General features: G+C 33.1%; 22 protein-coding genes and 1 other RNA gene. 7 read left to right on the top strand and 16 right to left on the bottom strand.

What is annotated here, in order from left to right:
- Positions 1 to 133: 133 nt before the first annotated feature.
- The gene (locus K6T82_RS02720) at positions 134 to 1,603 is read left to right on the top strand and encodes an MFS transporter (RefSeq protein WP_223704472.1); all 1,470 of its coding nucleotides are present in this window, start codon (positions 134 to 136) and stop codon (positions 1,601 to 1,603) included.
- A gap of 119 nt (positions 1,604 to 1,722) precedes the next feature.
- Here K6T82_RS02720 and K6T82_RS02715 read toward each other — a convergent pair whose 3' ends face one another.
- The 4 genes from K6T82_RS02715 to ffs form a co-directional block, all read right to left on the bottom strand.
- Complete coding sequence (locus tag K6T82_RS02715; RefSeq protein WP_223704471.1) at positions 1,723 to 2,220, bottom strand: hypothetical protein; 498 nt, start codon at positions 2,218 to 2,220, stop codon at positions 1,723 to 1,725.
- 90 nt (positions 2,221 to 2,310) lie between these two features.
- Complete coding sequence (gene fsa / locus K6T82_RS02710; protein ID WP_223704470.1) at positions 2,311 to 2,967, bottom strand: fructose-6-phosphate aldolase; 657 nt, start codon at positions 2,965 to 2,967, stop codon at positions 2,311 to 2,313.
- Between the two features lie 177 nt (positions 2,968 to 3,144).
- Entirely contained in the window at positions 3,145 to 3,948 is an 804-nt protein-coding gene (locus K6T82_RS02705; protein ID WP_223704469.1) for an SDR family oxidoreductase, read from the bottom strand.
- 164 nt (positions 3,949 to 4,112) lie between these two features.
- Positions 4,113 to 4,210, bottom strand: an RNA gene (gene ffs / locus K6T82_RS02700) — signal recognition particle sRNA small type.
- An 88-nt stretch (positions 4,211 to 4,298) separates the two neighbouring features.
- Here ffs and K6T82_RS02695 point away from each other — a divergent pair.
- Positions 4,299 to 5,348, top strand: coding sequence for a glutaminyl-peptide cyclotransferase (locus K6T82_RS02695; RefSeq protein WP_223704468.1), 1,050 nt, complete (start codon positions 4,299 to 4,301; stop codon positions 5,346 to 5,348).
- 92 nt (positions 5,349 to 5,440) lie between these two features.
- The gene (gene hutI / locus K6T82_RS02690; protein ID WP_223704467.1) at positions 5,441 to 6,679 is read left to right on the top strand and encodes an imidazolonepropionase; all 1,239 of its coding nucleotides are present in this window, start codon (positions 5,441 to 5,443) and stop codon (positions 6,677 to 6,679) included.
- Between the two features lie 221 nt (positions 6,680 to 6,900).
- On the opposite strand, the gene K6T82_RS02685 is transcribed toward hutI, so the two are convergent.
- On the bottom strand, positions 6,901 to 7,779 hold the full coding sequence (locus K6T82_RS02685) for a hypothetical protein (protein ID WP_223704466.1): 879 nt from the start codon (positions 7,777 to 7,779) through the stop codon (positions 6,901 to 6,903).
- Positions 7,780 to 7,877: 98 nt separating this feature from the next.
- Between K6T82_RS02685 and K6T82_RS02680 the strand changes: the two genes are divergently transcribed.
- Complete coding sequence (locus tag K6T82_RS02680; protein WP_223704465.1) at positions 7,878 to 8,915, top strand: formimidoylglutamase; 1,038 nt, start codon at positions 7,878 to 7,880, stop codon at positions 8,913 to 8,915.
- A 136-nt stretch (positions 8,916 to 9,051) separates the two neighbouring features.
- Positions 9,052 to 10,299, top strand: coding sequence for a DEAD/DEAH box helicase (locus tag K6T82_RS02675; protein ID WP_223704464.1), 1,248 nt, complete (start codon positions 9,052 to 9,054; stop codon positions 10,297 to 10,299).
- Here K6T82_RS02675 and K6T82_RS02670 read toward each other — a convergent pair.
- The 3 genes from K6T82_RS02670 to aroC form a co-directional block, all read right to left on the bottom strand.
- Positions 10,296 to 12,479, bottom strand: coding sequence for a response regulator (locus K6T82_RS02670; protein WP_223704463.1), 2,184 nt, complete (start codon positions 12,477 to 12,479; stop codon positions 10,296 to 10,298). The genes K6T82_RS02675 and K6T82_RS02670 overlap by 4 nt on opposite strands.
- A gap of 128 nt (positions 12,480 to 12,607) precedes the next feature.
- Positions 12,608 to 13,870 carry a dicarboxylate/amino acid:cation symporter gene (locus K6T82_RS02665; RefSeq protein WP_223704462.1) on the bottom strand — a complete coding sequence of 421 codons (1,263 nt, stop codon included), beginning with the start codon at positions 13,868 to 13,870 and terminating at the stop codon, positions 12,608 to 12,610.
- Positions 13,871 to 13,922: 52 nt separating this feature from the next.
- Positions 13,923 to 14,981: a chorismate synthase gene (gene aroC / locus K6T82_RS02660; RefSeq protein ID WP_223704461.1), complete on the bottom strand. Its 1,059-nt coding sequence runs from the start codon at positions 14,979 to 14,981 to the stop codon at positions 13,923 to 13,925.
- Between the two features lie 188 nt (positions 14,982 to 15,169).
- On the opposite strand from aroC, the gene K6T82_RS02655 reads away from it, so the two are divergent.
- Both K6T82_RS02655 and K6T82_RS02650 read left to right on the top strand, forming a co-directional pair.
- The gene (locus K6T82_RS02655) at positions 15,170 to 15,991 is read left to right on the top strand and encodes a UDP-2,3-diacylglucosamine diphosphatase (RefSeq protein WP_223704460.1); all 822 of its coding nucleotides are present in this window, start codon (positions 15,170 to 15,172) and stop codon (positions 15,989 to 15,991) included.
- Positions 15,992 to 16,113: 122 nt separating this feature from the next.
- Positions 16,114 to 16,611: a hypothetical protein gene (locus K6T82_RS02650; protein WP_223704459.1), complete on the top strand. Its 498-nt coding sequence runs from the start codon at positions 16,114 to 16,116 to the stop codon at positions 16,609 to 16,611.
- Positions 16,612 to 16,786: 175 nt separating this feature from the next.
- Here the strand turns inward: K6T82_RS02650 and K6T82_RS02645 are convergent, their stop codons facing one another.
- The 8 genes from K6T82_RS02645 to K6T82_RS02610 form a co-directional block, all read right to left on the bottom strand.
- A complete protein-coding gene (locus K6T82_RS02645; RefSeq protein ID WP_223704458.1) occupies positions 16,787 to 17,209 on the bottom strand; it encodes a protease complex subunit PrcB family protein in 423 nt (140 codons plus the stop codon).
- A gap of 15 nt (positions 17,210 to 17,224) precedes the next feature.
- Positions 17,225 to 18,370, bottom strand: coding sequence for an N-acetyl-alpha-D-glucosaminyl L-malate synthase BshA (gene bshA, locus K6T82_RS02640; RefSeq protein ID WP_223704457.1), 1,146 nt, complete (start codon positions 18,368 to 18,370; stop codon positions 17,225 to 17,227).
- Positions 18,371 to 18,612: 242 nt separating this feature from the next.
- Positions 18,613 to 19,260, bottom strand: coding sequence for a hypothetical protein (locus tag K6T82_RS02635; protein WP_223704456.1), 648 nt, complete (start codon positions 19,258 to 19,260; stop codon positions 18,613 to 18,615).
- A 124-nt stretch (positions 19,261 to 19,384) separates the two neighbouring features.
- A complete protein-coding gene (locus K6T82_RS02630) occupies positions 19,385 to 19,867 on the bottom strand; it encodes a hypothetical protein (protein WP_057116491.1) in 483 nt (160 codons plus the stop codon).
- A 109-nt stretch (positions 19,868 to 19,976) separates the two neighbouring features.
- The gene (locus K6T82_RS02625) at positions 19,977 to 20,768 is read right to left on the bottom strand and encodes a (Fe-S)-binding protein (RefSeq protein WP_223704455.1); all 792 of its coding nucleotides are present in this window, start codon (positions 20,766 to 20,768) and stop codon (positions 19,977 to 19,979) included.
- Positions 20,769 to 20,889: 121 nt separating this feature from the next.
- On the bottom strand, positions 20,890 to 22,224 hold the full coding sequence (locus K6T82_RS02620; RefSeq protein ID WP_223704454.1) for a 4Fe-4S dicluster domain-containing protein: 1,335 nt from the start codon (positions 22,222 to 22,224) through the stop codon (positions 20,890 to 20,892).
- Positions 22,225 to 22,230: 6 nt separating this feature from the next.
- Entirely contained in the window at positions 22,231 to 23,196 is a 966-nt protein-coding gene (locus K6T82_RS02615) for an MlaD family protein (RefSeq protein ID WP_223704453.1), read from the bottom strand.
- A 50-nt stretch (positions 23,197 to 23,246) separates the two neighbouring features.
- Positions 23,247 to 24,371, bottom strand: coding sequence for an N-acetylmuramoyl-L-alanine amidase family protein (locus K6T82_RS02610; protein WP_223704452.1), 1,125 nt, complete (start codon positions 24,369 to 24,371; stop codon positions 23,247 to 23,249).
- Positions 24,372 to 24,382: the final 11 nt, after the last annotated feature.

Raw genomic sequence — 24,382 nt, 5'->3', positions numbered from 1 at the left:
AACACTTTGTTGAAATAATATGGTCGTTGGTATAAATTTAACATTATTTATACCTTTTTATTTTTTTTTGATAATCCTAACAAATATATTTACGGTCTTCAAAAAACAATAAATAAAAAATTAACCTATTATTATGAGTTCAGAAAATGTGCAAACCAAATGGGGGCAGTTTATCTCGTTGATAATCGTCTTTTTCTTTTGGGGTTTTGTTGGTTCTGCCAATGACATCCTGATTCCAGTATTCAAAAAAGTTTTTACTTTATCGCAAGTACAATCACAATTAGTAGCGTGGGCATTTTACGCCGCGTATTTTGTAGGATCGATAATCTTCTTTTTAGTTTCTTTAAAGCTTGACGTACTCCAAAAGTTCGGCTATAAAAGAACACTTTCAGCTGGTTTACTTCTTTCTGCTGTTGGATCATTCTTATTTATTCCAGCTGCCACAATGGAAAGTTTTCCTTTCTTCTTAACTGCTTTGTTTACTGTTGGTTTAGGTTTCTCTATTCAGCAAATTGTAGCAAATCCATTAGCAATTAAAATGGGAAGTCCGAACACTGGGGCACACCGTTTGACACTTGCAGGAGGTATCAACTCTTTCGGAACAACAATTGGAGCGATTTTATTAGGTATCGCTTTATTCGGAATGGGAGATAACAAAAAAACAGCTCTTTCATTAGAAGATATTAAGTTACCTTTTATTATTCTAGGTCTTGCTTTTATCGTTGTAGCGGTTTTTATGAACTTTTCTAAAATCGAAGATCCTGAAAAAGAGGAAGAAGCAATTATTAAAGACGGTCACAGTAAATTCAACATCCTTGATTACCCACAATTGTACCTTGGAATGCTTGGAATCTTTATTTACGTTGGGACAGAAGTAACAATCATCAGTAATTTACCAGCTTTATTGCACACTAACGAGTTTGGTAATGTATTAGAAGACGCAATCGCTCCATTTATCGCACTATATTGGGGAAGTTTAATGATTGGTCGCTGGAATGGTGGTGTAAACGTATTTAATACTTCAAACTTAGTAAATACCGCTTTAAAATTCATCGTACCAGCTGCTGCATTTGGAGTAATTATCGGAGCTAATAAATTTGCTGCTCATGATGTATCTTCATTCTACATCTACCCAATTTGGATCTTACTATTTATTGCAGTAAGTTTTGTTGGTGGTAAAAACGCAGGAAAAACTTTAACGCTTTTCGGAGCTTCAGGATTAACAATGATGGTATTAGGATTGGCTTGGCCAGATCCAGAAATTGCTAAATTCTTTTTCATCTCTGGAGGTTTATTCTTATCTATCATGTGGCCTTCAATCTTCGATTTAGCTATCGCTGGTTTAGGAAAGAACACAGGAAAAGCATCTTCCTTCTTAATCATGATGATTCTTGGTGGTGGAGTTATTCCATTGGTTCAGGGAAGTATTTGTGACTTTGACATTTCTCATCCTGGAGGAATCTTCGGAATTACATGGACACACTTCTCTTATATCATACCACTTTTAGGTTTTGCATACTTAGGATTCTACGGATTCTACTGCCCTAAAATCCTTAAAAAACAAGGAATCAGCCACGTTGAAAGCGAAGGCGGCGGACACTAAAATTTAAAAAATAACAATATAAAAAATTCCAAATTCCAATCTACAATAGGAATTTGGATTTTTTTTATTTCAGAAGGGAATAAACTTTGAACCTTTGTAACTCTCGGCCTTTGAGCCCTTTATTTCGCATTAATAATATTACTTAAATTCTTTTTGAAAACTGCCTTGTTTTGAGCTGTTATAGAGTAAACGACATCTTTATCAGCATGAACAATCACTTTATCAATATCTTCTTTTAAAAGACCTTGTGGGTCTTTAATTTTCAACGTACATGCTCCGTCAAAAAAACCATCGTCTTCAATAATCTTTCTTGCTTCAAGAACAGTTCCGTCACTTAACACAGCAGAAATAGTCATCTCTTTATTTTGAGTTTTAGAATAAAAACCATCCATTACCAACATCAATCGATAAGAATTTTTCAACTCCGGACCTTTAAATTCATGCCTTGTGATATTATAACGAAGACCTTTGGCAAGAGTTTGAAATTTAACCGAACAATCCAATTCATAAGTTGCAACATCTCCCGCATCATTTACCGAAGTAATAATTTTAGCAGCCTGTGCATTTACAGAAAAACTTGTTACAAAAAAAGACAATAGCATTAGTATAACTTTCATATTCAACTATTTAAGATTCAATATAAAAGTAAAAAAAATCGTCCTTGCTCGTTAGAAAAAAGACGATTTTAATTTATAAGTATCTAAATATTACTTGTTTCCTTTCTCGAAGTCAGCAACGAATTGAGCTAAACCGATATCAGTTAATGGGTGTTTCAATAATCCATAAATTGCAGAAAGTGGTCCAGTCATAACATCAGCACCAATTTTAGCACAATTAACAATGTGCATTGTATGGCGTACTGAAGCTGCTAAAATTTGAGTTTCGTAACCATAGTTATCATAAACCTCTCTAATTTCCTGGATCAAGTTTAATCCGTCAGTAGAAACATCATCTAAACGACCAACAAATGGAGAAACATAAGTTGCGCCAGCTTTAGCAGCCAAAATCGCTTGTCCTACAGAAAAAACAAGAGTTACGTTCGTTTTAATTCCTTTGTCAGAAAAATATTTTGCTGCCATAACACCTTCTTTAGTCATCGGAAGTTTTACAACAATTTGATCGTGTAATTCAGCCAACTCCTCACCTTCTTTAACCATTCCGTCAAAGTCTAATGCATTAACTTCAGCACTTACATCACCTTCAACAAGATTGCAAATGTCAACATAATGCTTCAAAATGTTATCTTTTCCAGTGATTCCTTCTTTTGCCATCAAAGATGGATTTGTTGTTACACCGTCTAAAACACCTAAAGCTTGTGCTTCTTTAATTTGAGCTAAATTAGCTGTGTCTATAAAAAATTTCATAATTATTTGTTTAATTAAAAATGGTTTGTTCGTATTTATATTTTTGTAAATTTTCTTTAAATAAAACATTTGAAGAAAATCCAGCTGCAAAATTACAAAATCAATATCAATAACGTTTTCAAAATCAAAACCAATTTGAAATTATATGTTATAAATAAGTGTGTTTTTTACATTTTTCTACAACTTGTAGTGATTCATCAACATTTTCTCATACATTTTATCCGGAAGGGCACGTTTCAAGACAATTGAAAACTTCTGCATAAAAGCACCAACTTTATAATGTACGTTTGGTTTTTTAGTCTGAATGATTTTATAAACTGCTTCTGCCATTTCATTCGGATTACTTCCAGCATCAACATGATCATTCATGGTTGCCAAAACTTCTCCATAAACCTTTTCATAAGCAGAATCTTTAATTACTGGCGCATGATAACGTCCAGCTGCAATATTAGTTGCAAAATCTCCAGGCGCAACATTCGTAATTTCGACACCAAAAGCTTTAACTTCCATTCTCAAAGCTTCAGTAATTAATTCTAAAGCTCCTTTCGAGGCAGAATAAACACTTCTGTATGGAAGCCCCATATAACCAGCAATCGATGTGATATTAATAATAAGTCCAGAATTCTGTTTACGCATTTGTGGCAACGCCGCCTTCATAACTTCAATTGGACCAAAAAAATTCGTTTCAAAATTGTTTCTGATTTCTTCTGTTGGAATTTCTTCCAAAGGTCCTGTAATTCCAACTCCAGCGTTATTAATTACGATATCTAATCTTCCCGAAGTCGCAATAATTTTGTTTACCGCTGTTTTAATAGATTCAGAACTGCGGACATCTAAAGCAACCAAAGGAAAAACTGAATTTAACACTTTCTCAGGATTTCTGCTTGTTCCGTAAACCACGAAACCTTTCTGATGCAGGAATTCACCAATAGATTTTCCGATTCCTGATGATCCTCCGGTAATTAAAACGACTTTGCTCATTTCTAAGTTAGATATTAAATGTTATAAGTTAAATGCGATTATCTATTGAGCAGAATTTGACGTTGCAAGTTTAACCTACAACCTATTGCTTCAAACTCTGAAAGGTCCAAAAATAAAAAAATCCTCCTGAAAGGAAGATTACAAAACTAATTAAATTCTAAAAAAAATGGCAAGCGACCTACATCGCACCGCTCAACCACGTACCCTTGCTATGTTCCCATCCTGGGGGAGTCTGCAGGAGCTGGTCGTGTAGGACTTGCCGGTGCAAATATACAACCTTTTTATATTTTTGCAAGACCTTTGTTGCTATAAAAATATCGTCGTATATTGCCTTATTCAAATTTTAAACTATGAAAAAATATAACTTCCTAGCTGTCATTTTATTAGGAATCGCATTTGTTGGATGTGGAGAAAAAAATAAAGCTGAAAATTCTTTATTTACTATCGATGAATCTGCTTTTCCGGCTCATTTTACCCAAAAAGAAGCGCTTACTATCGGAATTTTAAACCCAAAATCGAAAGAAATCGACAGCGTTGCTTACTTCATCAACGATAAAAGAGTGGGAAGTAAAAAAGGTGCTGAAGAATTTAGATTTGAATTAATAGATCAAAAATTAGGCTATCAATACCTGAAAGCTACTGTTTATTTTGGAGGAGATTCTTCTGATGCGACTAAAAGAATTGAGGTTGTTTCTGATGTTGAACCTAAATTATTAAATTATAAAATCGTAAATACTTTTGCACATGATTCTACTGCTTTTACTGAAGGCCTAGAATTCTATCAAGGAAGACTTTTTGAAAGTACAGGACAAAAAGAAGATTCTTATTTTAGAGAAGTAGATTACAAGACAGGAAAAGTAATCAAACAAGTTGATCTTCCGAAAGAATATTTTGGTGAAGGAATTACCTTCTTCAATGATAAAATATACCAATTATCATGGCAGGAAAAAACTGGCTTTATCTATGATGCCAAAACTTTCAAGCTTGAAAAAACGTTTAAATACGACAAAGACATCGAGGGTTGGGGAATGACACACGATGACAAATACATCTACCACTCTGACGGAACAGAAAAAATCTGGAAGATGGACCCATCTACTCAGAAATTAATTGACTACATCAATGTTTATTCTGGAACTTCAAAAATTAAAGCTATCAACGAATTAGAATTAATCAACGGAAAATTCTACGCAAATGTTTGGCAAAAAGATGCAATTGCAGTTGTTAATCCAACTTCTGGTGCAGTTGAAGGAATTATAAATCTTTCCGGCTTACGCAAATTCGTTAAAGCTAAAAATGCGGAAGTTTTAAACGGAATAGCTTATAATCCACAAACTAAAACCATTTTCGTTACTGGGAAGTACTGGGAAAAAATGTTTGAAATAAGCATTACAGAATAATTAGAATAGAAAAAATCAAAACACAATTTCACAGATTACACTAATTATTAGTGATAATTTGTGAAATTTGTGTTTTATAACAATTCGTTAAAATGATCACTTTAATCACAAACATACAAGAGTTATTACAAGTTCGAGAAACTCCCATCAATAAAGTTTCAGGTTCCGAAATGGCCAATCTTCCAACAATTAAAAATGCTTTTTTAATATTAAAAGACAATTTAATTGAAGATTTCGGCTCAATGGAAAACCTTCCAAAAATAAATGCCGACACCGTTATTGACGCGAAAGGAAAAGTTGTTCTTCCATCTTGGTGTGACAGCCACACCCATATTGTGTATGCAGGTAATCGTGAACAGGAATTTGTAGACCGAATCAACGGACTTTCTTATGAAGAAATTGCAAATCGTGGTGGTGGAATTTTAAATTCGGCTAAAAAACTAAATGAAACTTCTGAAGAAGAACTTTACAATCAGTCGAAAATTCGTTTAGAAGAAGTAATGCATTTAGGAACAGGCGCCGTCGAAATAAAATCGGGTTACGGATTAACGATTGAAGGTGAACTAAAAATGCTCCGAGTGATTAAAAAACTAGCAGAAAACTATCCAATTTCTATCAAGGCTACTTTTTTGGGCGCTCATGCTTTCCCAACTCATTATAAAGAAAACAAAGATGGCTATATTGATGAAATCATCACTAAGATGATTCCGGAAATAGCTAAAAATAAACTAGCCGATTATATAGATGTTTTCTGTGAAAGTGGTTATTTTTCTGTAGAAGAAACTGAAAAGATAATGCAGACTGGAATTGAATTCGGCTTAAAGCCAAAAATCCACGTGAATCAATTTAATTCTATTGGAGGAATTCAGGCTGGAGTTAAATTTAAGGCACTTTCTGTAGATCATCTTGAAGTTATGAATCCAGAAGATATTCAAGCTTTAAAAGAAACAGAAACAATGCCAGTTGCTTTACCCTCTTGTTCATATTTTCTAAGTATTCCGTACACACCAGCGCGCGAAATGATAAAAGCAGGATTACCATTAGCATTAGCAACAGATTTCAATCCTGGCTCTACTCCATCTGGAAATATGAATTTTGTTGTAGCAACGGCTTGTATCAAAATGAAAATGACACCCGAAGAAGCTATTAATGCCGCCACAATAAACGGCGCATACGCAATGGGACTTTCAGAAACACATGGAAGTATTACAAAAGGTAAAAAAGCCAATTTAATCCTTACAAAACCCATTTCTTCTTATTATCAAATTCCTTATGCTTTTGGAAGCAATCTTATCGAATCTGTTTTTATAGAAGGCAAAATTCTAAAATAAATCGGTTGTCGAAATAAAAAATAATTCGATTCAAATAATTAAAATCAAATTTAACCTGCTCAAATCTGTTTAAATCTGCGTGAAAAATCTATATACAACTGTTTCATACAGATTTAAACAGATTAAAATAAAAATTTCACCAAACTTTACTCCATAAAAAAAGGTCTGTGAAAATGCACAGACCTTTAATATCAAAGTGGTATTTTATCCTTTAGGCTAAATTATCTTAAGCTGAAACTAGTTTTAGAAACCAATTCATCATTATCAAAAACATTGATAAAGTATGTTCCTTTTGCGAAATCTTTTCCTGGAAGATCTTCAGTAACGTTTACGCTTTTGTTCTCATATTTCACAGTAGTTTTGAAACTGTACGTTAAAGAGTTATCTCCAAAGCTTTCTGTTTTCTTTTCACCTAAAACATTGTTTTTAGCATCAATTACCTGAACATAATATGTTTTATCACCAGATTTTGCAATTTGGTTTTCAGCGATTGTAAAACTAATTTTTAAGATATCAGCACGACTTGCTTTATCTGTTTCAATTTGTTTTCCTGAGCTTCTCAATTTGTAAGCTGCAGTTTTTGTATTTAAGATAGATAATTTAGAACCTCTTTCTACAGTTTTAGATAATTCTTCGTTTTGACCAACAAGAACTTCATTAAACTTTTTAGATTCTCCTAGAACTACGATTGTACTATCTCTTTGAGTTGTTAAAACACCATTTTGTTTTTTCAACTCATCGTTTTCAGCAACCAAAGTTTTCATTTTACTTTGCATAGCCTGAACTTGAGATTTGTATTTAGAAACATCTCCTTTAGATTTGTTTAAATCATCCATTAAAGCAACTACTTTATCCCTCTCTTGGATTAACTCATCAGACATTGAAGTATTTTCAGCAATTGCAGCATCATAAGTTGCTTTTAATTCCTGTAAATCTTTCATAACAGACTCTTTTTCTGTCATTGATGTTGTAAGTTCTGTTTTAACTACTTCTGAATCAGAAGATAATTTAAAAATATACACTAAGCTACCAATCAGTAGGACTGCTAAAACTGCGATTATCGCTTTTAGACTTGAATTGTTGTTCTTTGGGTTTTCCATATTTAAAAAATTTTCTTTAATAACAAATTTAAGAATTAATATAAGGTAATAACGTAAGTTAGTACAATTATATTATTTTTGGAAAATAAATTTTTTTCATGGAGAAATTAACCCCATTCACTATAAATGATTTAGCAAAAATCACAAATCATCGAAGTGGTGAAATAAAGTTCGGAGAAAAAATGATTGTCATTCCACCTGGAGCTGACAAGGTTGATTTTCTAAAACAAAGTGAAGCTAAATATGTACTTTTAGGAATTCCTGAAGATATTGGTATACGCGCCAACTACGGAAGACCAGGTGCTGCTTCTGCGTGGCAATCTGCCATTAAAAGCATTGCAAACATTCAGCATAATAGATTTTCTAAAGGAAGTAATATTATTATTTTAGGACATATTAATGTTGCTGATGAAATGCGTCAGGTTGAAAATTTAGATTTTAACGACATTGATGATCGTTCTAAATTAAGTCAGCTTGTTGAAAAAATAGACAAAGAGGTATCTCATATTATATTTACCATTATTAAAGCGGGAAAAACACCAATTATTATTGGTGGAGGTCATAATAACGCATACGGCAATATTAAAGGTGCCGCTTTAGCGAAAGGAAAACCAGTAAATGCTATTAATTTTGATGCTCACTCTGATTTTAGGATTCTCGAAGGACGTCATAGCGGAAACGGATTTTCATACGCCTATGAAGAAGGATTTTTGAAAAAATATTTCATTTTTGGACTTCACGAAAACTATACCTCAAAAAGTGTTTTAGATATTATAAAAAAACTGGAAGACCGAGTTCGATATAACACATACGACAGCGTTAACATCAGAAGAGAAAAAGACTTTAATCGTGAAATGATTACAGCTTTGGATTTTATAAAAAATGACGCGTTCGGAATTGAAATTGATTTAGATGCTATTCCAAATATCGCCAGCAGTGCTATGACAATAAGCGGTTTTTCTGTCGAAGAACTCAGACAATTTGTTTCTTTCTTTGGAGAGCACAAAAATGCAACGTATCTACATATTTGCGAAGGCGCTCCTGATTTAGACAATGCTCCAAACAACAATTTAATTGGTAAATTAATCGGATATTTGGTAACCGATTTTATAAAAGCAAACATAGAACCAGATTAGATTTACATCTCTTTTTGTATCCTAATACGAAGCGCGTTTGCCAAATAAAAGCAAATTCAAACAAACGATTGGCTGAATAAACCTATCTTTGCACAGCATTTTAGTACATTAAACTGAAATACTTAACAAATAAGATATGTTATTCGAAGATTTATCACTTTCAAAAAGTATACAAAAAGCCGTATTTGAAGAAGGCTATTTGAATCCGACCCCTATTCAGGAAAAATCAATTCCTGTCGTCTTAGAAGGTCGTGATTTGATTGGCTGCGCGCAGACAGGAACAGGAAAAACAGCGGCATTTGCTATTCCAATTATACATCAATTACACCGAATTGTGGGCTCATCAAAAAAAGCAAAAGTAATTCGTGCACTTGTAGTTACTCCTACTCGTGAACTTGCTGTACAAATTGGGCAAAGTTTTGATACTTATGCAAAATACACCAATTTAACCCAACTGACTATTTTTGGAGGTGTTTCTCAGAATCCTCAGGTTGATGCTTTAAAAAATGGCGTTGATATTCTAGTTGCGACTCCAGGACGTTTGCTTGACCTTCATAAACAAGGTTTTCTTGATTTAAATCATCTGCACACTTTAGTATTGGATGAGGCCGATCAAATGCTGGACATGGGTTTTATAAACGATGTCAAAAAAATCGTAAAACTGACTCCCAAAAACAGACAGACACTACTTTTCTCAGCAACAATGCCAATTGCAATTCGCGAACTTGCAGAAATGTTTCTTCAAGATCCAGAAAAAGTAGAAGTTTCTCCTGTTTCTTCAACAGCTGAAAATGTAGAACAACGCATTTATTTTGTTGACAAAACTGAAAAGAGAAATTTATTATACACTTTAATTAAAGAACAAAATTTATCAAACGTACTTGTTTTTTCGAGAACAAAACATGGCGCTGACAATGTTGTAAAAGCACTTCGCAAAAAAGACATTCCTGCTGAAGCCATTCACGGAGACAAATCTCAAAATGCGAGACAACGTGTTTTAGATGCATTCAAAAACAAAGAAGTTGGTGTTTTAGTTGCAACAGATATTGCAGCACGAGGAATTGATATTGAACAATTGCCTTATGTAATCAATTTTGATTTACCCAATATTCCCGAAACTTATGTACACCGAATTGGTCGTACAGGTCGAGCAGGAAATGGCGGAATTGCAATTTCTTTTTGCGGAAAAGATGAACTTCCTTATTGGAAAGACATTCAGAAACTGATAAAAGTCGACGTAAAAACGATTGCAGACCATCCGTATCAATGGCATTCTGGAAGTCCAGAAGCTGGAGAAAAGCCTAAAAATTCAAATAGAAGCGGTGGAGCTCACAAATCGAGAAAGTCAAATTCTTCTAAGAAAAACAAAAAACGCTGGTACTAAACAGCGTTTTTTTCGTTTATAAGGAAATTAATTATCTTAAATAATTTTACCGGTTCAAAAGGTTTAATTATAATATCATTCATACCAGACGAAATAGCTTCATCAGTAATTTCATCTTTATCGAAAGCAGTCAATGCAACAATTGGAGTTTCAACACCAAGAAGACGAATTCTTTTTGTAGTTTCAAATCCATTCATAAGTGGCATATTAATATCCATCAAAATCAAATCAAACACTTCGTTTTCTAAAATTTTCAGAGCACCGAAACCGTCATCCACCACTTTGCAGACATAATTGTTTTTTTCAATGATTTTCTTAGTAACAAGTTGATTTATCAGATTATCCTCGACAACTAAAATTTTATAGACTTCATTTGGAGTTAAATCTACTTCAATTTCGTCAATTATGCTTTTGGTCTTAGCTAAATCATGTTCAAATGCAATTACAAATGAAAACGAAGTACCTTTTCCGAGATCACTATCCAATGTAATGGTGCTTCCAAATAATCCCAGTAATCGCTTAACAATACTGAGTCCTAACCCAGTTCCTTGATAATCTTCCTCTTTTCTTCCTACCTGAACAAATTTCTCAAAAATCTTGCTCTGATCTACTGCTGCAATACCAACTCCATTATCTTTGATCATGAAATTCAAATAATTCAGCTTTCCTTCAACATTTACTAAATCCACTTTTATTTCAACTTCTCCATCTTTAGTAAATTTCAATGCATTACTAACCAAGTTCATCAAAATTTGAGCTAGCCGAAGTTTGTCACCAATTAAGTATTCTGGAATTTCCGGATCAACATCAACAGAGATTTTATTATTATTTTTCTGCGAAAGAAAAGACAACGAATTCTTTATTACAGTAATTTCATCCAGAATATTAAATGTAAAATTTTCGAGTACAATTTTATTTTCCTCAATTTTATTAATTTGAAGAATATCATTTACCAAAGAAAGCAAATATCTCGCCGAAAATTTCAGGGAACTTAAATGCTGACTTTTCGAAATTTCCTTATGCTCTTCTAAAAGCATATTCGTAATACCAACAACACCATACAAGGGAGTACGCAATTCATGGCTAATTGTCGAAATAAATTGAGTTTTAAGCAAAGAGGCTTCTTCTGCTATTTCTTTAGCTTTTAAAAGCTCTAAATTATGTTTTTTCTTATATCTGATATTCTTAACTAAAGTCACAATTAAGAAAAGGAGAATCAAAGAAATCAGAATAAAAAGAATTACAATAATTCGCGATTTTTTAAGACTTTGAGATTGTACAACTTTCTCGTTTTCAATTTTATCAATTTCTCTTTTATATTCGTCTAATTCCAAACTAATACCAGCACTAGAAGCCTTTTTAAGTTTGCCTTCATTGTAAATCTCAGCAGAAATTTCATTATAATTTTTCAAAGCTTGATAAGCTTCTTTATGCTTTCCTATTTTATCTAGAAAAGTGGCATATTCTGAATATACATTGGACAAATCTGTTTTTTCATCACACTTTTTCCCTGATTCTATAGCGCTCAAGAAGTAGGTATTTGCCTCGTCATTTCGTCCTTTATGAGCAAGGTAAATTCCATTAAGCATATCTACAATAACTTCGGTTGACTCGTCTCCGTATTTTCTATTACTGTTTACATATTTTAAGAAAAGATATCCTTCATCGTAATTCTTGACATCAAAATATGCCCAAGCTATATTTACATTAGTAAAAAAAACTTCTTTTAAATTGTTTGTTTTAAGACAATAAGCAATCGCTTTTTTATAATATCGAATTCCTATATCAAATTCGCCTCTATCAAAGCAATGCATATTCCCTAAATTGTTGTAGATATTAGCTTTTAGAGAATCATTAGTGGTTTTATTTGCATAGCCTAAACTTTTTTCATAGAAAAAAATAGACTTGTCAAATTCTGAAACTGCATTATAATTAGCTGCAATTATATTATAAGATCGTGCAATAAGACAATTGTCTTTTTGTATTGTAGCCTCATTTAGACTGGCTCTTGAAAGTATTAATGATTTTTCAAAATTAGATTCCCTGAAATAAAGGAGTGCCTGTTTAACAAGTTTAGCAGTCTTGGGATCTGAGTTGCAATTAGATTGTGCGACAATAGCCGAATTAGCAAAGCAATTCAGAAACAAAAGCAGCAATAAAAGAATCCGTTTTTGGGGCATCAATCGGTCTAATTTGATCAAATATACACTTTAAAATAAAAAAAAGCTGTATTTCTAAAAAAAATACAGCTTTTCTATTGTTATTTAGACAACTAAGATTAAAATTGTAATCTCAGCACTACTTTTTCTTATTCTTTGCTATCTTCCCATTGCCCTACCACAGATGTCGCCAATGCATTTCCTAAAACATTGGTAGCACTTCTGAACATATCACAAAAATGATCAATTGGCAAAATCAAAGCGATACCTTCAATCGGAATATCAAACATTCCGCAAGTTGCGGCAACTACAACCAAACTTGCTCTAGGCACACCTGCAATACCTTTACTGGTTAACATTAAAACTAAAAGCATTGCCATTTGGGTTCCTAAATCCAAGTGCACGTTGTAGAACTGTGCAATAAAAATACTGGCAAAAGTCATATACATCATACTTCCATCAAGGTTAAACGAATAACCAAGAGGCAACATAAATGATACTATTTTATCTTTTACTCCAAATGCTTCCAATTCTTCTGTCAATTTCGGAAATACAGCCTCACTACTTGTTGTACCAAATGCAATTGCCAAAGGCCCTGTAATACGTCTTAACAATTCTGTCATTCTTCCTTTTAGGAAAATATATCCGACTAAGATTAAAATTGCCCACAATGTACTAATACCAATTAAAAACGAACCGAAAAATTTAAAGTACGTAATAACTAATTCTTCTGCATCTCGTATAGCAAACACACCTGCAATAGCTCCGAAAACCCCAATTGGAGCGAACTTCATTACATAGTTTACCATCTTTAAAACAATATGCGATAGTTTATCAAAAGCACCTACAATTGGTTTTACTGTATCTCCCAAAGAAGCTGCTGCTAAACCAAAGAAAATAGAAAAAACTACAATCTGAAGGATTTCATTCGTAGCCATTGCTTCAACAATACTTTTTGGCACGATATGCTCAACAAAATTGTCAAAAGATAGATTTTGCGTTTTACCAGTTACTTCAGAAGCTGCCGCCATATCAACATGTTCTAGTTTTAAACCAACACCTGGCTGCAGAACATTTACGTAAAACAATCCGATTAAAAGAGAAATAAATGAAGCTGTAAAAAACCACCCAATAGCTTTTCCTCCAATTCTTCCAACGGTTTTAATATCTCCTAATTTTGCAATTCCTACTACCAAAGTGGTAAAAACTAATGGAGAAATAATCATTTGCACCAAACGAATAAAAATCGTTGCCAGCATTTTGATTTTACTACTAAATGCTTGCGCAGCTTCTGGAGAAATGGTATTGTGCAATATAATTCCTAAAATGGCTCCAAGAACCATCGCAATTATGATTTGCCCTGTTAATCCCGAAAGAAATGATTGTTTTTTAGTTTCTGTAACTTCTTGCATTAAATTATTTTTTAATTATTAAAATATAAGACCCTCACTGTCTTACCTTTTATTAATATGTTTTGTTGATCAAATAAAAATCAGCCAAAACAATTGCCGCCATCGCTTCTACGATTGGCACTGCGCGAGGCACTACACACGGATCATGACGTCCTTTTCCTGTCATTGGTGTAATGTTTCCTTTATTATCTAGTGAATCCTGAGTCTGCATGATAGTTGCAACCGGTTTAAAAGCTACTCTGAAATAAATGTCCATTCCGTTGCTTATTCCACCTTGAATTCCTCCAGAAAGATTTGTTTTTGTAGTTCCGTCAGTATTGTATAAATCGTTGTGCTCGCTTCCTTTCATTTCTGATCCAGAAAAACCACTTCCGTACTCAAAGCCTTTTACTGCATTAATAGAAAGCATTGCTTTTCCTAATTCAGCATGAAGTTTATCAAAAACAGGTTCTCCCAAACCAACTGGAACATTTTGAATTACGCAGGTTACAACACCTCCAACAGTATCTCCTTGTTTGCGTATATCACGAATATATTCTTCCATGATCGCAGCCGATTTTTCATCCGGACAACGAACAGGATTACTTTCAATTTTAGAAAAATCCAATTCTTGATAAGGTGTATCTAAATGAATTGGACCAACAGAAGAAACATAAGCATTGATTTTAATCTCTGGCAACATTTGCTTTGCAATCGCCCCCGCTACTACTCTACTTGCAGTTTCTCTTGCAGAACTTCTTCCGCCACCGCGATAATCACGAAAACCATATTTCTGATCGTAAACATAATCAGCATGACTTGGTCTGTAATTGTCTTTTATATGAGAGTAATCATCTGACTTCTGATTGGTATTTGGAATAATAAATCCGATTGGAGTTCCTGTTGTTTTTCCTTCAAAAATTCCAGATAAAAACTGAACTGCATCTGGTTCTTTTCTTTGTGTAACAATTGCTGATTGTCCTGGCTTTCTACGAGCCATATCCAATTCAATTGCCTCAAAATCCAATTCTATTCCCGAAGGACATCCATCGATAATTCCGCCTAATGCTTCACCGTGAGATTCTCCAAATGTAGTTACTTTATATAGTGTGCCGAAGCTGTTTCCTGCCATTGTGTTTTGTTTTGAGCAAATGTAAGTTTTATGAATTAAATTAAAAAATTTAAAACTGGTATTATTAACGAAACATTAAACGGAATAAAAATCACAATTTGGTAAAATTATCCTCTTTTTCGTAACCTTTTGATAAAATAAAATTCTCAAGATTTTCATTAATTTGTAAAACTTCAAATCAAGAAAAATTGAAAAAGAGAAACGTCGAATTGGTCATTCTTTCTGATGTCCATTTGGGAACTTACGGTAGTCACGCCAAAGAATTAAATAACTATCTTTCAAGCATTAAACCAAAAATCTTAGTCTTAAATGGTGATATAATTGATGCTTGGCAGTTTCGTAAATCGTACTTTCCAAAAGCACATTTACGAGTTATTCAGCGTATCATCGGAATGGCTTCCAAAGGAACAAAAGTGTATTATATTACTGGAAATCACGATGAAATACTTCGTAAATTCAGCGATATGAATATGGGAAATTTTGCTTTGGTTGATAAATTAGTTTTAGAATTAGACGACAAAAAAGCGTGGATTTTTCATGGAGACGTATTTGACGCCTCAGTTCAGCACTCAAAATGGATTGCTAAATTAGGCGGATTAGGTTATGATTATCTTATTTTAATCAACCGATTTGCAAATTGGTGTCTAGCAAAATTAGGTCGTGAACCTTATTCATTTTCTAAAAAAATCAAGGCGAGCGTTAAAAAAGCAGTTAAATTTATTTCTGATTTCGAAACAACTGCAACCGATCTAGCAATCGAAAAAAATTACGATTACGTAATCTGCGGACACATTCATGAACCAAAAATCATGACCAAAGAAAACAAATACGGATCAACCTTATATTTAAACTCAGGAGATTGGGTAGAAAATCTAACAGCATTAGAATATCACAAAAAACGTTGGAAATTATTTTCTTATAAAGCCAGCAATTTTGTTGAAGAAGAAAATCTTTTTGAAATGGAAGACATCTTGACTTCACAACTGATTTCGTCTATAATCTTAAAGTAATATTTTAACATTTAGATTTCAAAAATTCAAAAAATGTGAATTATATAACAATTTCTAATAATGTTATACGTTCTTGATTGGAGAACGAACATAAATTTGAAAAAAAATAATTTAACCATTTTATGAAGAAAATAATATTATCTGCCATTATGCTTTTTGGTTTGGCATTTTCAGCTCAATCACAAGAAATTTCAAAACACGCCTTAGGATTACGTCTAGGAGATAATAACGGATTTGGAGGAGAAGTATCTTACCAATTAGGATTAAACCAAAAAAACAGACTTGAATTTGATTTAGGTTGGAGAAACAGTAGAGATGTAGATGCTGTAAAAGGAGTTGCTCTTTACCAATGGGTTTGGAATATTGATGGAGGTTTTAACTGGTACGCTGGTGTCGGTGGAGGTTTAGCCGCTTGGGATTACGATTACCGTTTCAACAATAACAGATACAAAGATAGTGGAACTTACGTTTTTGCAGCTGGAGATGTTGGTATCGAATATAGATTTAAAGAAGTACCATTAACATTATCATTGGATGCAAGACCAGAAATTGGTTCAGGATATTACGATGATGACAATTTCGGATTTGACGTTGGTTTAGGCGTTAAATTTAGATTCTAAATAAAAATAAAAAATAATTGTAAGAAGAAACCTGTCGTTTAAAAGCGACAGGTTTTTTTTATGATTAAATTTTAGCAGTAAAAAAAAGGCTTCAACTTCGCTCAGCCAGACAAACTTTGAGATCTTTTAATAAGACACTACCAATGTCAGACTAAGCGGAGTCGAAGCCCAACTTCTATTTTATAATAATTTCTTTTTTAGAATGAATCTTCACCACCGTGTAAGGATATGAAATTACCTGCATTGTCATAGCGTCTTTTGCAGGACTATTTTCTTTTACCGTAATGATAATATTCTTATCCGTTTCTTCTACATTTTCAACATCAATAGAATAACCGCTGGTATTTTTCTCTCCCATATTCAGGATCACATAATTATAATCGTGAACATTAGGAACTTTCATTTTATCAGCTAAAAGCGGATCATTTTCCAGCATTTTAATCTCATTTGGTTCTGTTAAAATCTCGAAAAATTTGATATTCCCACCACCATCAGATTGTTTGGTCAAAACTTCATATAATGCATTTGAACTTTCTACCTTTTTCACTCCGCACGATACCATAACAAAAACAGCTAAAACAGAAATTACTTTTTTCATCTATTGTATTTTTAATTAATGCTTTTCATATTTATAGTCATCAACCGCTTTTTGATATAATGCTTCATATTTTGGAAGAATGTTTTTAATATCAAACTTTCTTGCCACTTCTAAAGCATTTGCCTTAAACTGACTCAAGACGGCATCATCTTTTAAAATTTTCAACGCATTTTCGGCCATTTCTTCAACATTTCCAACATTACTTAAATAACCAGAGAATCCATCAAAATTAACTTCAGGTAAACCTCCTGAATTACTCGATATAACCGGAACCCCTAAAGCCATTGCTTCTAATGCCGCCAAACCAAAACTTTCCGTTTCAGAAGGCAGTAAAAATAAATCGGTCATGCATAAGATTTTATCAATCTCATGGCTGTTTCCAAAGAAAATAACTTTGTCTAAAATCCCTAATTCCTGGCATAAAATTTCTGCTTTTTCTTTCTCAGGTCCATCACCAACCATCATTAATTTGGCTGGAATCTCTTTCTGAATATTATAGAAAATCTTAATAATATCCGGAATACGTTTTACTTTTCTAAAGTTACTAATATGCGTAATAATTCGCTCATTTTCATTCGCCATCACATAACGATGGCAAGGCGCAGTAGGATCTTTTTTCACTTTATCCAATTCGATAAAATTAGGAATGACCTTAATTTTATTTTTTATTTTGAATAATTTCAAGGTATCATCTTTCAAACTTTGTGAAACCGAAGTCACATAATCAGATTTATTGATACTAAATGTTACCGCCGGCTTATAAAACGGATGATTTCCAACAAGTGTAATATCGGTACCGTGAAGTGTCGTAATCATTGGAAGATTAATTCCTTCGTTTTTCAACATCTGCTTTGCCATATATCCTGCATAAGCGTGTGGAATAGCATAATGTACGTGAAGAAGCTCTATTTTGTACAACTTAACCATATCGACCAACTTGCTCGACAAAGCTAATTCATAAGGCTGATAATGAAACAATGGATATTCCGGAACATTTACTTCGTGATAATGAACATTCGGATTTAAAAGTGCCAACCTCACCGGCTGACTGTATGTAATAAAATGTATTTCGTGTCCTCTTCTGGCTAACTCGAGACCTAACTCTGTGGCTACCACACCACTACCTCCAAAAGTAGGATAACAAACAATTGCTATTTTCATGGATTAAATTTAATTCTACGAAAATACTCAAAATCACGTTTAATCCTGCTTTTAAATTGTTAGATTTTTGACAAAATTAGATTAATTCCGGTTGATAAATATTTTAAGAAGCACACAATTAATCACACAAAAGACGAGTTGTCCCGCTTTCCGTTATATCTTTTATGCCGAACACCGGCACAAAAGGATATCACTCCAATCGGGGCTAGATTAGACGTTTTCGTTTTCAAAAAATCAAAACCCTAAAACTGTGCAGCAATAAACAAAACAACCTGAAACAATAACAAAAGCCAGAAAAACAACAATGAAGGTTCTACTGCTTCAGAAATAAACTGATTCAATTTTATCGAGATCACTTCTGACAATTTCAATTCCTTATTCGAAAAATCAATGTCATCTAGATTAATTTTTCTGAATAAATACCCAATTACCTTCTTTTTAATTTTTGAACTTTCTTTATCATTTCTATTCGCTTCTAAAAGCTGCAGTTTCAACATCGCTGCATTAGAAATTGTTCCTGTCCAATTTTTCGAACTAGCCAATTTATCAACCAATACAACAACTTTAGAATTAACAAAATCTGCAAATCCTTTATTTTTCCAAGTCAAATATATCATTTGCTGAATAGCAGCTTTATTGGCAATCAAAAAATACAGGATAGCAAAAATTGGAGCTCCAGCAATTAAGATGAATCCACAAATATTATTCAAAAACAAACCCGACAAAAATGCGTAGATATTTCCATGACCTCCTCCAGCAAAACTGCCATTTTGGAAAAGAATAATTAAAAAACAGATTAACGTAAATATATTTCCAATAATCATAATAACCAACCACTTCAAACTTGACTTAGCAGAAATAGCCGTAACAATCTTAATTTCTTCTTTCATAAATTCTGAATTACACTTTTAGATTTCAAAGAACAATAATACTGAATTAACATTCAAAATCCTACCAAAAAGAAAGGCGTAAAATCTAAATTTTACGCCTTTCTTTTTTATATATCAAAATCTATTAGAAAAATCTGCTATGCCAGCTGTCTGCGGCAGGAACTTCCCAAGATTCATTAAATTCCTCAATATTGTTTACAAGATTATTAAACACAATCGTATTCTCTGAAACCGATTTGTCTTTAACCATCTTTTTGAAATCAATTAATGGTTTGTGTGCTATATGTTCACCCAATTTAAAAGTGACATTCATTTTGTCCAATAAATCAACATTATACTTTTTCTCAAGACTTTGAATAAATTCTACAGAACTATCTATAGAACATCCTGTTGCTGCCTGTACATCTTGATTTACAGCCAATATTATAAATCTATTGTATTTCAACAAAAAAGAAGCTTCCAAACTTGTTCCGTGAGCTGCCCATTGTTCTACAAAAGCTTTTAAATCAGTTTCTATTTCAGAAAACTCTTCCTCAGAAAACTTTCTGTTCGATTGGTAAATCCAAACTCGAGATTCACCTGGTAAATTTTCAAAAGGTATATACATTTTTAAATTTTGTTTTTTATTTTTTTTGTTTCAGGTTTATGGTTTAAGGTTTCAGGTTTCAAGTTCAAAAACTTAGCATCTCAGAACCTTAGTACCTTAGAACCACAGATTACAAATCTTGCGCATTAGCTATCAACTCCGCAACATCCATCACTTTAACTTCTCCTTCTTTGTGTGCATGTTTAATTCCATCTGTCAACATGGTATTACAGAACGGACAACCTGCTGCAATTATATCTGGTTTTACCTCCAAAGCATCTTCTGTACGAAGTACATTTACTTCTTTGTTTCCTGGTTCGGCATCTTTAAACATTTGCGCCCCACCTGCTCCACAACACAATCCATTTGCTTTAGAACGCTTCATTTCTACCAATTCAACATCTAATTTTTCAATTAAATCTCTTGGCGCTTCGTAAACCTTATTTGCTCTTCCTAAATAACAAGGATCATGGAAAGTAATTTTTTTTCCTTTAAATTGTCCACCTTCAACAGTTAATCTTCCATCATCAATTAATGACTTCAAAAATTCTGTATGATGAATTACCTCATAATTACCTCCTAATTCTGGGTATTCATTTTTTAAGGTATTAAAACAATGCGGACAAGCAGTAACAATCTTTTTTGCTTCATAGGCATTCAAAACCTCGATATTCATCATGGCTTGCATTTGAAACAAAAATTCATTTCCAGCTCTTTTCGCAGGATCACCAGTACAACTCTCTTCTGTACCTAAAACCGCAAAAGAAACATTGGTACGATTTAAGATTCGTACAAACGCTTTAGTAATTTTTTTTGCTCTATCATCAAAACTTCCTGCACAACCTACCCAAAACAAAACTTCTGGTTGTTTCCCTTCGGCAAGCATTTCTGCCATTGTTGGCACTACTAAACTTTCTGACATTTCTCTCACTTGTTTAATCGGTAATCGTTGAATTATTAAAACTAATTGACAATTCTAAAAAACCGAAATATTACTTAAATCGATTAAACGGTTAAAGAACTAACCGATTAAACGATAAATTTTAATTCTCGTTTTTCCAATTCAAACGGTCTTGCTGACTGTACTGCCAAGGAGCACCGTTATTTTCAATATTAGTCATCATGGCATTTAATGACATTGGCGCAGCACTTTGCTCCATTACCAAATAACGACGCATATCCATAATAATGGATAACGGACTAATATTTACTGGACATTCTTCCACACAAGCATTACAAGACGTACAAGCCCATAATTCTTCTGGAGTGATATAATCGTTTAAAAGTGATTTGTTGTCTGGAACAAAAACACCTTTATTAGCATCAATATTCTTTCCAACCTCAGTCAAACGATCTCTCGTGTCCATCATAATTTTACGTGGAGACAGTTTTTTGCCCGTTTGATTCGCTGGACAAGATGAAGTACAACGACCGCATTCTGTACAAGTATAAGCGTTTAATAACTGAACCCAATTTAAATCATGAACATCACTTGCTCCAAATTTAGCAGGTGCGGCATTTTCATCTGCAGGTGGTGCTGCAGCAAACGGATCTGCATTTGGATCCATCATTAATTTTACCTCTTTTGTAACAGATTCTAAATTATCAAATTGCCCTTCAGGCTGCAAATTTGCAAAATATGTATTTGGGAAAGCCAATAGAATATGCAAGTGCTTTGAAAAATACAAGTAGTTCATAAAAACTAAAATACCAGCAATATGCAACCACCAGAAAACTTCAAATAAAAGCACAACCGATTCATTTGAAATTCCATTAAAAATCGGCGCTATAAATTGACTTATCGGAAAACTTCCTGCTTTATGAAAAACACCTCCAGGAACATTTTGCAAATGATAATCTGAAGCATTCATCAATAAAAACAAAATCATCAGAACTGTTTCGAAATACAAAATGTAATTGGCATCGCTTTTTGGAAACCCATTCAAATCAGAATTTATAAAACGTTTTAATCTGACTACATTTCTTCTGATCCAGAAAACAGTAACCGCAACTATTACCAAAATAGCCAGTATTTCAAATGAAGCAATTAATACATCATAAACCACACCTAAATACGGCGCAAAAATTCTATGTGTACCAAAAAGTCCATCAATAATGATTTCCAGTAATTCTATATTAATAATTATAAAACCTACATATACAAAGATATGAAGGATTCCGGCAACAGGTCGTCTCACCATTTTTGACTGCCCAAGAGCAATCAATGCCATGTTTTTCCAACGAGCTTTAGGATTATCTTTTCGATCTACATCTACTCCCAAATTAATGTTTCGGATGATTTTTTTTACGCTCGCTGCAAAAAAACCGAAACCAATTACAAGAAGTATGGCAAATAAAATATTATCTAAATAACTCATTTACAATTATTTTTTATCAGTTGAATTTGTTTCTTCTTCTGGTGCTTTATAAGGCTTGTTTTTCTTTCCAAACAGAGAAACATTTACATAACGTGTTGGATATAAACGAACATCTTGCAACAACAACTCAAGTTCTTTTGAAGTCTTAGCTAAATTATTATAAAGAGCATCGTCATTTAATAATTTTCCTGCCGTACCTTTTCCAGAATTTAAGTTAGCCATTAAACCATCAACTTTTGCTAAGGCTTGATTTAAATTACGAACCGTTTTTCCTAAATCAGCTTTGTTTAAAGAATCAGATATTTTATTGAAATTACCTGACATTTTATTCAAGTTTGTTACAACACTATTAATCTGTCCTTTATTAGTATCCAAAATAGTGTTAAGACTACCCGAAGCTCTGTGAAATTGTTCCATTGTCTGACTCAACTCAGCGATTGTTTTCTTAAGATTTTCTTGTGTCTGTTTATCTAAAGTATTGTTTAATCCTGTAACCAGAACATCAATATTCACAAGCATTTTATCCAATTTTTGCTGAATTGGTTCAATTTTACCTCCTAAAGATTCTGTTAATCCCAGCTCAACATTAGACGCTAAAGTCTGTCCGTCTTCTGCTAGTTCTTTATCAGCTAAATTAGGAACAATTTTGATTTGTTTTCCACCAATTAAACTTGGAGAATACAAAAATGCCGTACTTGTTTTAGAAATTGGAAAATCTGTTTTTAATTGAAGTTCAACTAGTAATTTACCTGTTACTTCGTCTATTGTGATTTTATTTACTTTACCAATTGCCAATCCGTTTAGTGTAACAGGTGCCGATGGTGATAAATCTTCAACATTGTCATATTGAACATATAAGGTTTTATAATTTGTAAAAAGATCTCTACCCTTTAAAAAACTATAACCCCAAATAAATAATAAAATCGATGCGATGACTAATATAGCCGTTTTAATTTCTCTTGTTAGTTTCAAAATTCTAAGTGTTTGTACAAAATTAATATAAATATTCGAACTTAGGCTTATTATTTAATCGCGTCCTGAATACTGATTTTTTCCCCATCTCTGGTTGCTACTAAAAATGCTGCGCCATACCCTTTACTTTTAGCTTCTTGCAAATATTTTTGCGCTGTTTCGTAACTTGAAGTTTCTTCGTAGAAATACTTATATATATTGTTTTCAAATAACATACTCACATTTTTCAAGCCTTTAAAATTTTTAGGCTCCAAAGGTGTTTTCTTAATACTTGCAATAAGCTGAACTTTAAAAAATGTTCCTTTTGGTGCACTTTTAGCTACTGCGACCGGAGTGGCAGCTTTTGGCTTTGCTGGTGTAGTATCTCTTATGGGCCGACTCTCAGCAGCTTCTGGAGCTCCTGAACCGAAATACTCTCGTTTATAACTTAAGATTGCTTCTGCAATTGCTTTTGCAATATCATCCTGACCTTCTTCAGAATTTAAAATATTTCCTTCTGTTGGATTTGAAACGAAACCTGTTTCAACCAAAACCCTCGGCATATAAGCTTTATGAAGTACCATAAAAGGAGCCTGCTTTACACCGCCTTGTCTTAGCTTTTTTCCAAGTTTTTCAAAATTATCTTCAATTTTTGTTGCCAGCGTGATACTGTTATCCAAGTACTCTTCTTGCATCAAAGTCATTCCAATCATAGATTCTGGAGAATTTGGGTCGTATCCTTCGTATTTACGTTTATAATCTTTCTCTAACGTAATTACGGAGTTCTCTTTTTTCGCAGCTTCAAGATTAGAGGCTACTTTACTTAAACCCATTACATAAGTTTCGGTTCCATCTGCTGCTGTATTTTTATTTGCATTACAGTGAATTGAAACGAAAATATTTGAATTTGCTCGGTTAGCAATATTAGCTCTTTCAACCAAATCAATAAAAACATCTGTTTTACGTGTATAAATTACATTAACATTCGGATTAAGTTCTAAAATCTTCCCAACTTTTAACACAATCGCTAAAGCAATATTTTTTTCAATCCTGCCACTGTAAACAGCCCCAAAGTCATGATCACCATGTCCAGCATCAAGAGTTACCTTGAATACATTAGACTGACTATAAGTACAAATAGACAGTATTGTTAGAAATAAAGTAGATATTACCTTAAATTTGTTAATTTTATTCATAAATCTAAAAG

The sequence above is a fragment of the Flavobacterium potami genome, assembly GCF_020026915.1.
Classification (GTDB): Bacteria; Bacteroidota; Bacteroidia; order Flavobacteriales; family Flavobacteriaceae; genus Flavobacterium; species Flavobacterium potami.
Note: the sequence above shows the minus strand (reverse complement) of the source record. Positions and strands in the feature narration are given on the sequence as shown.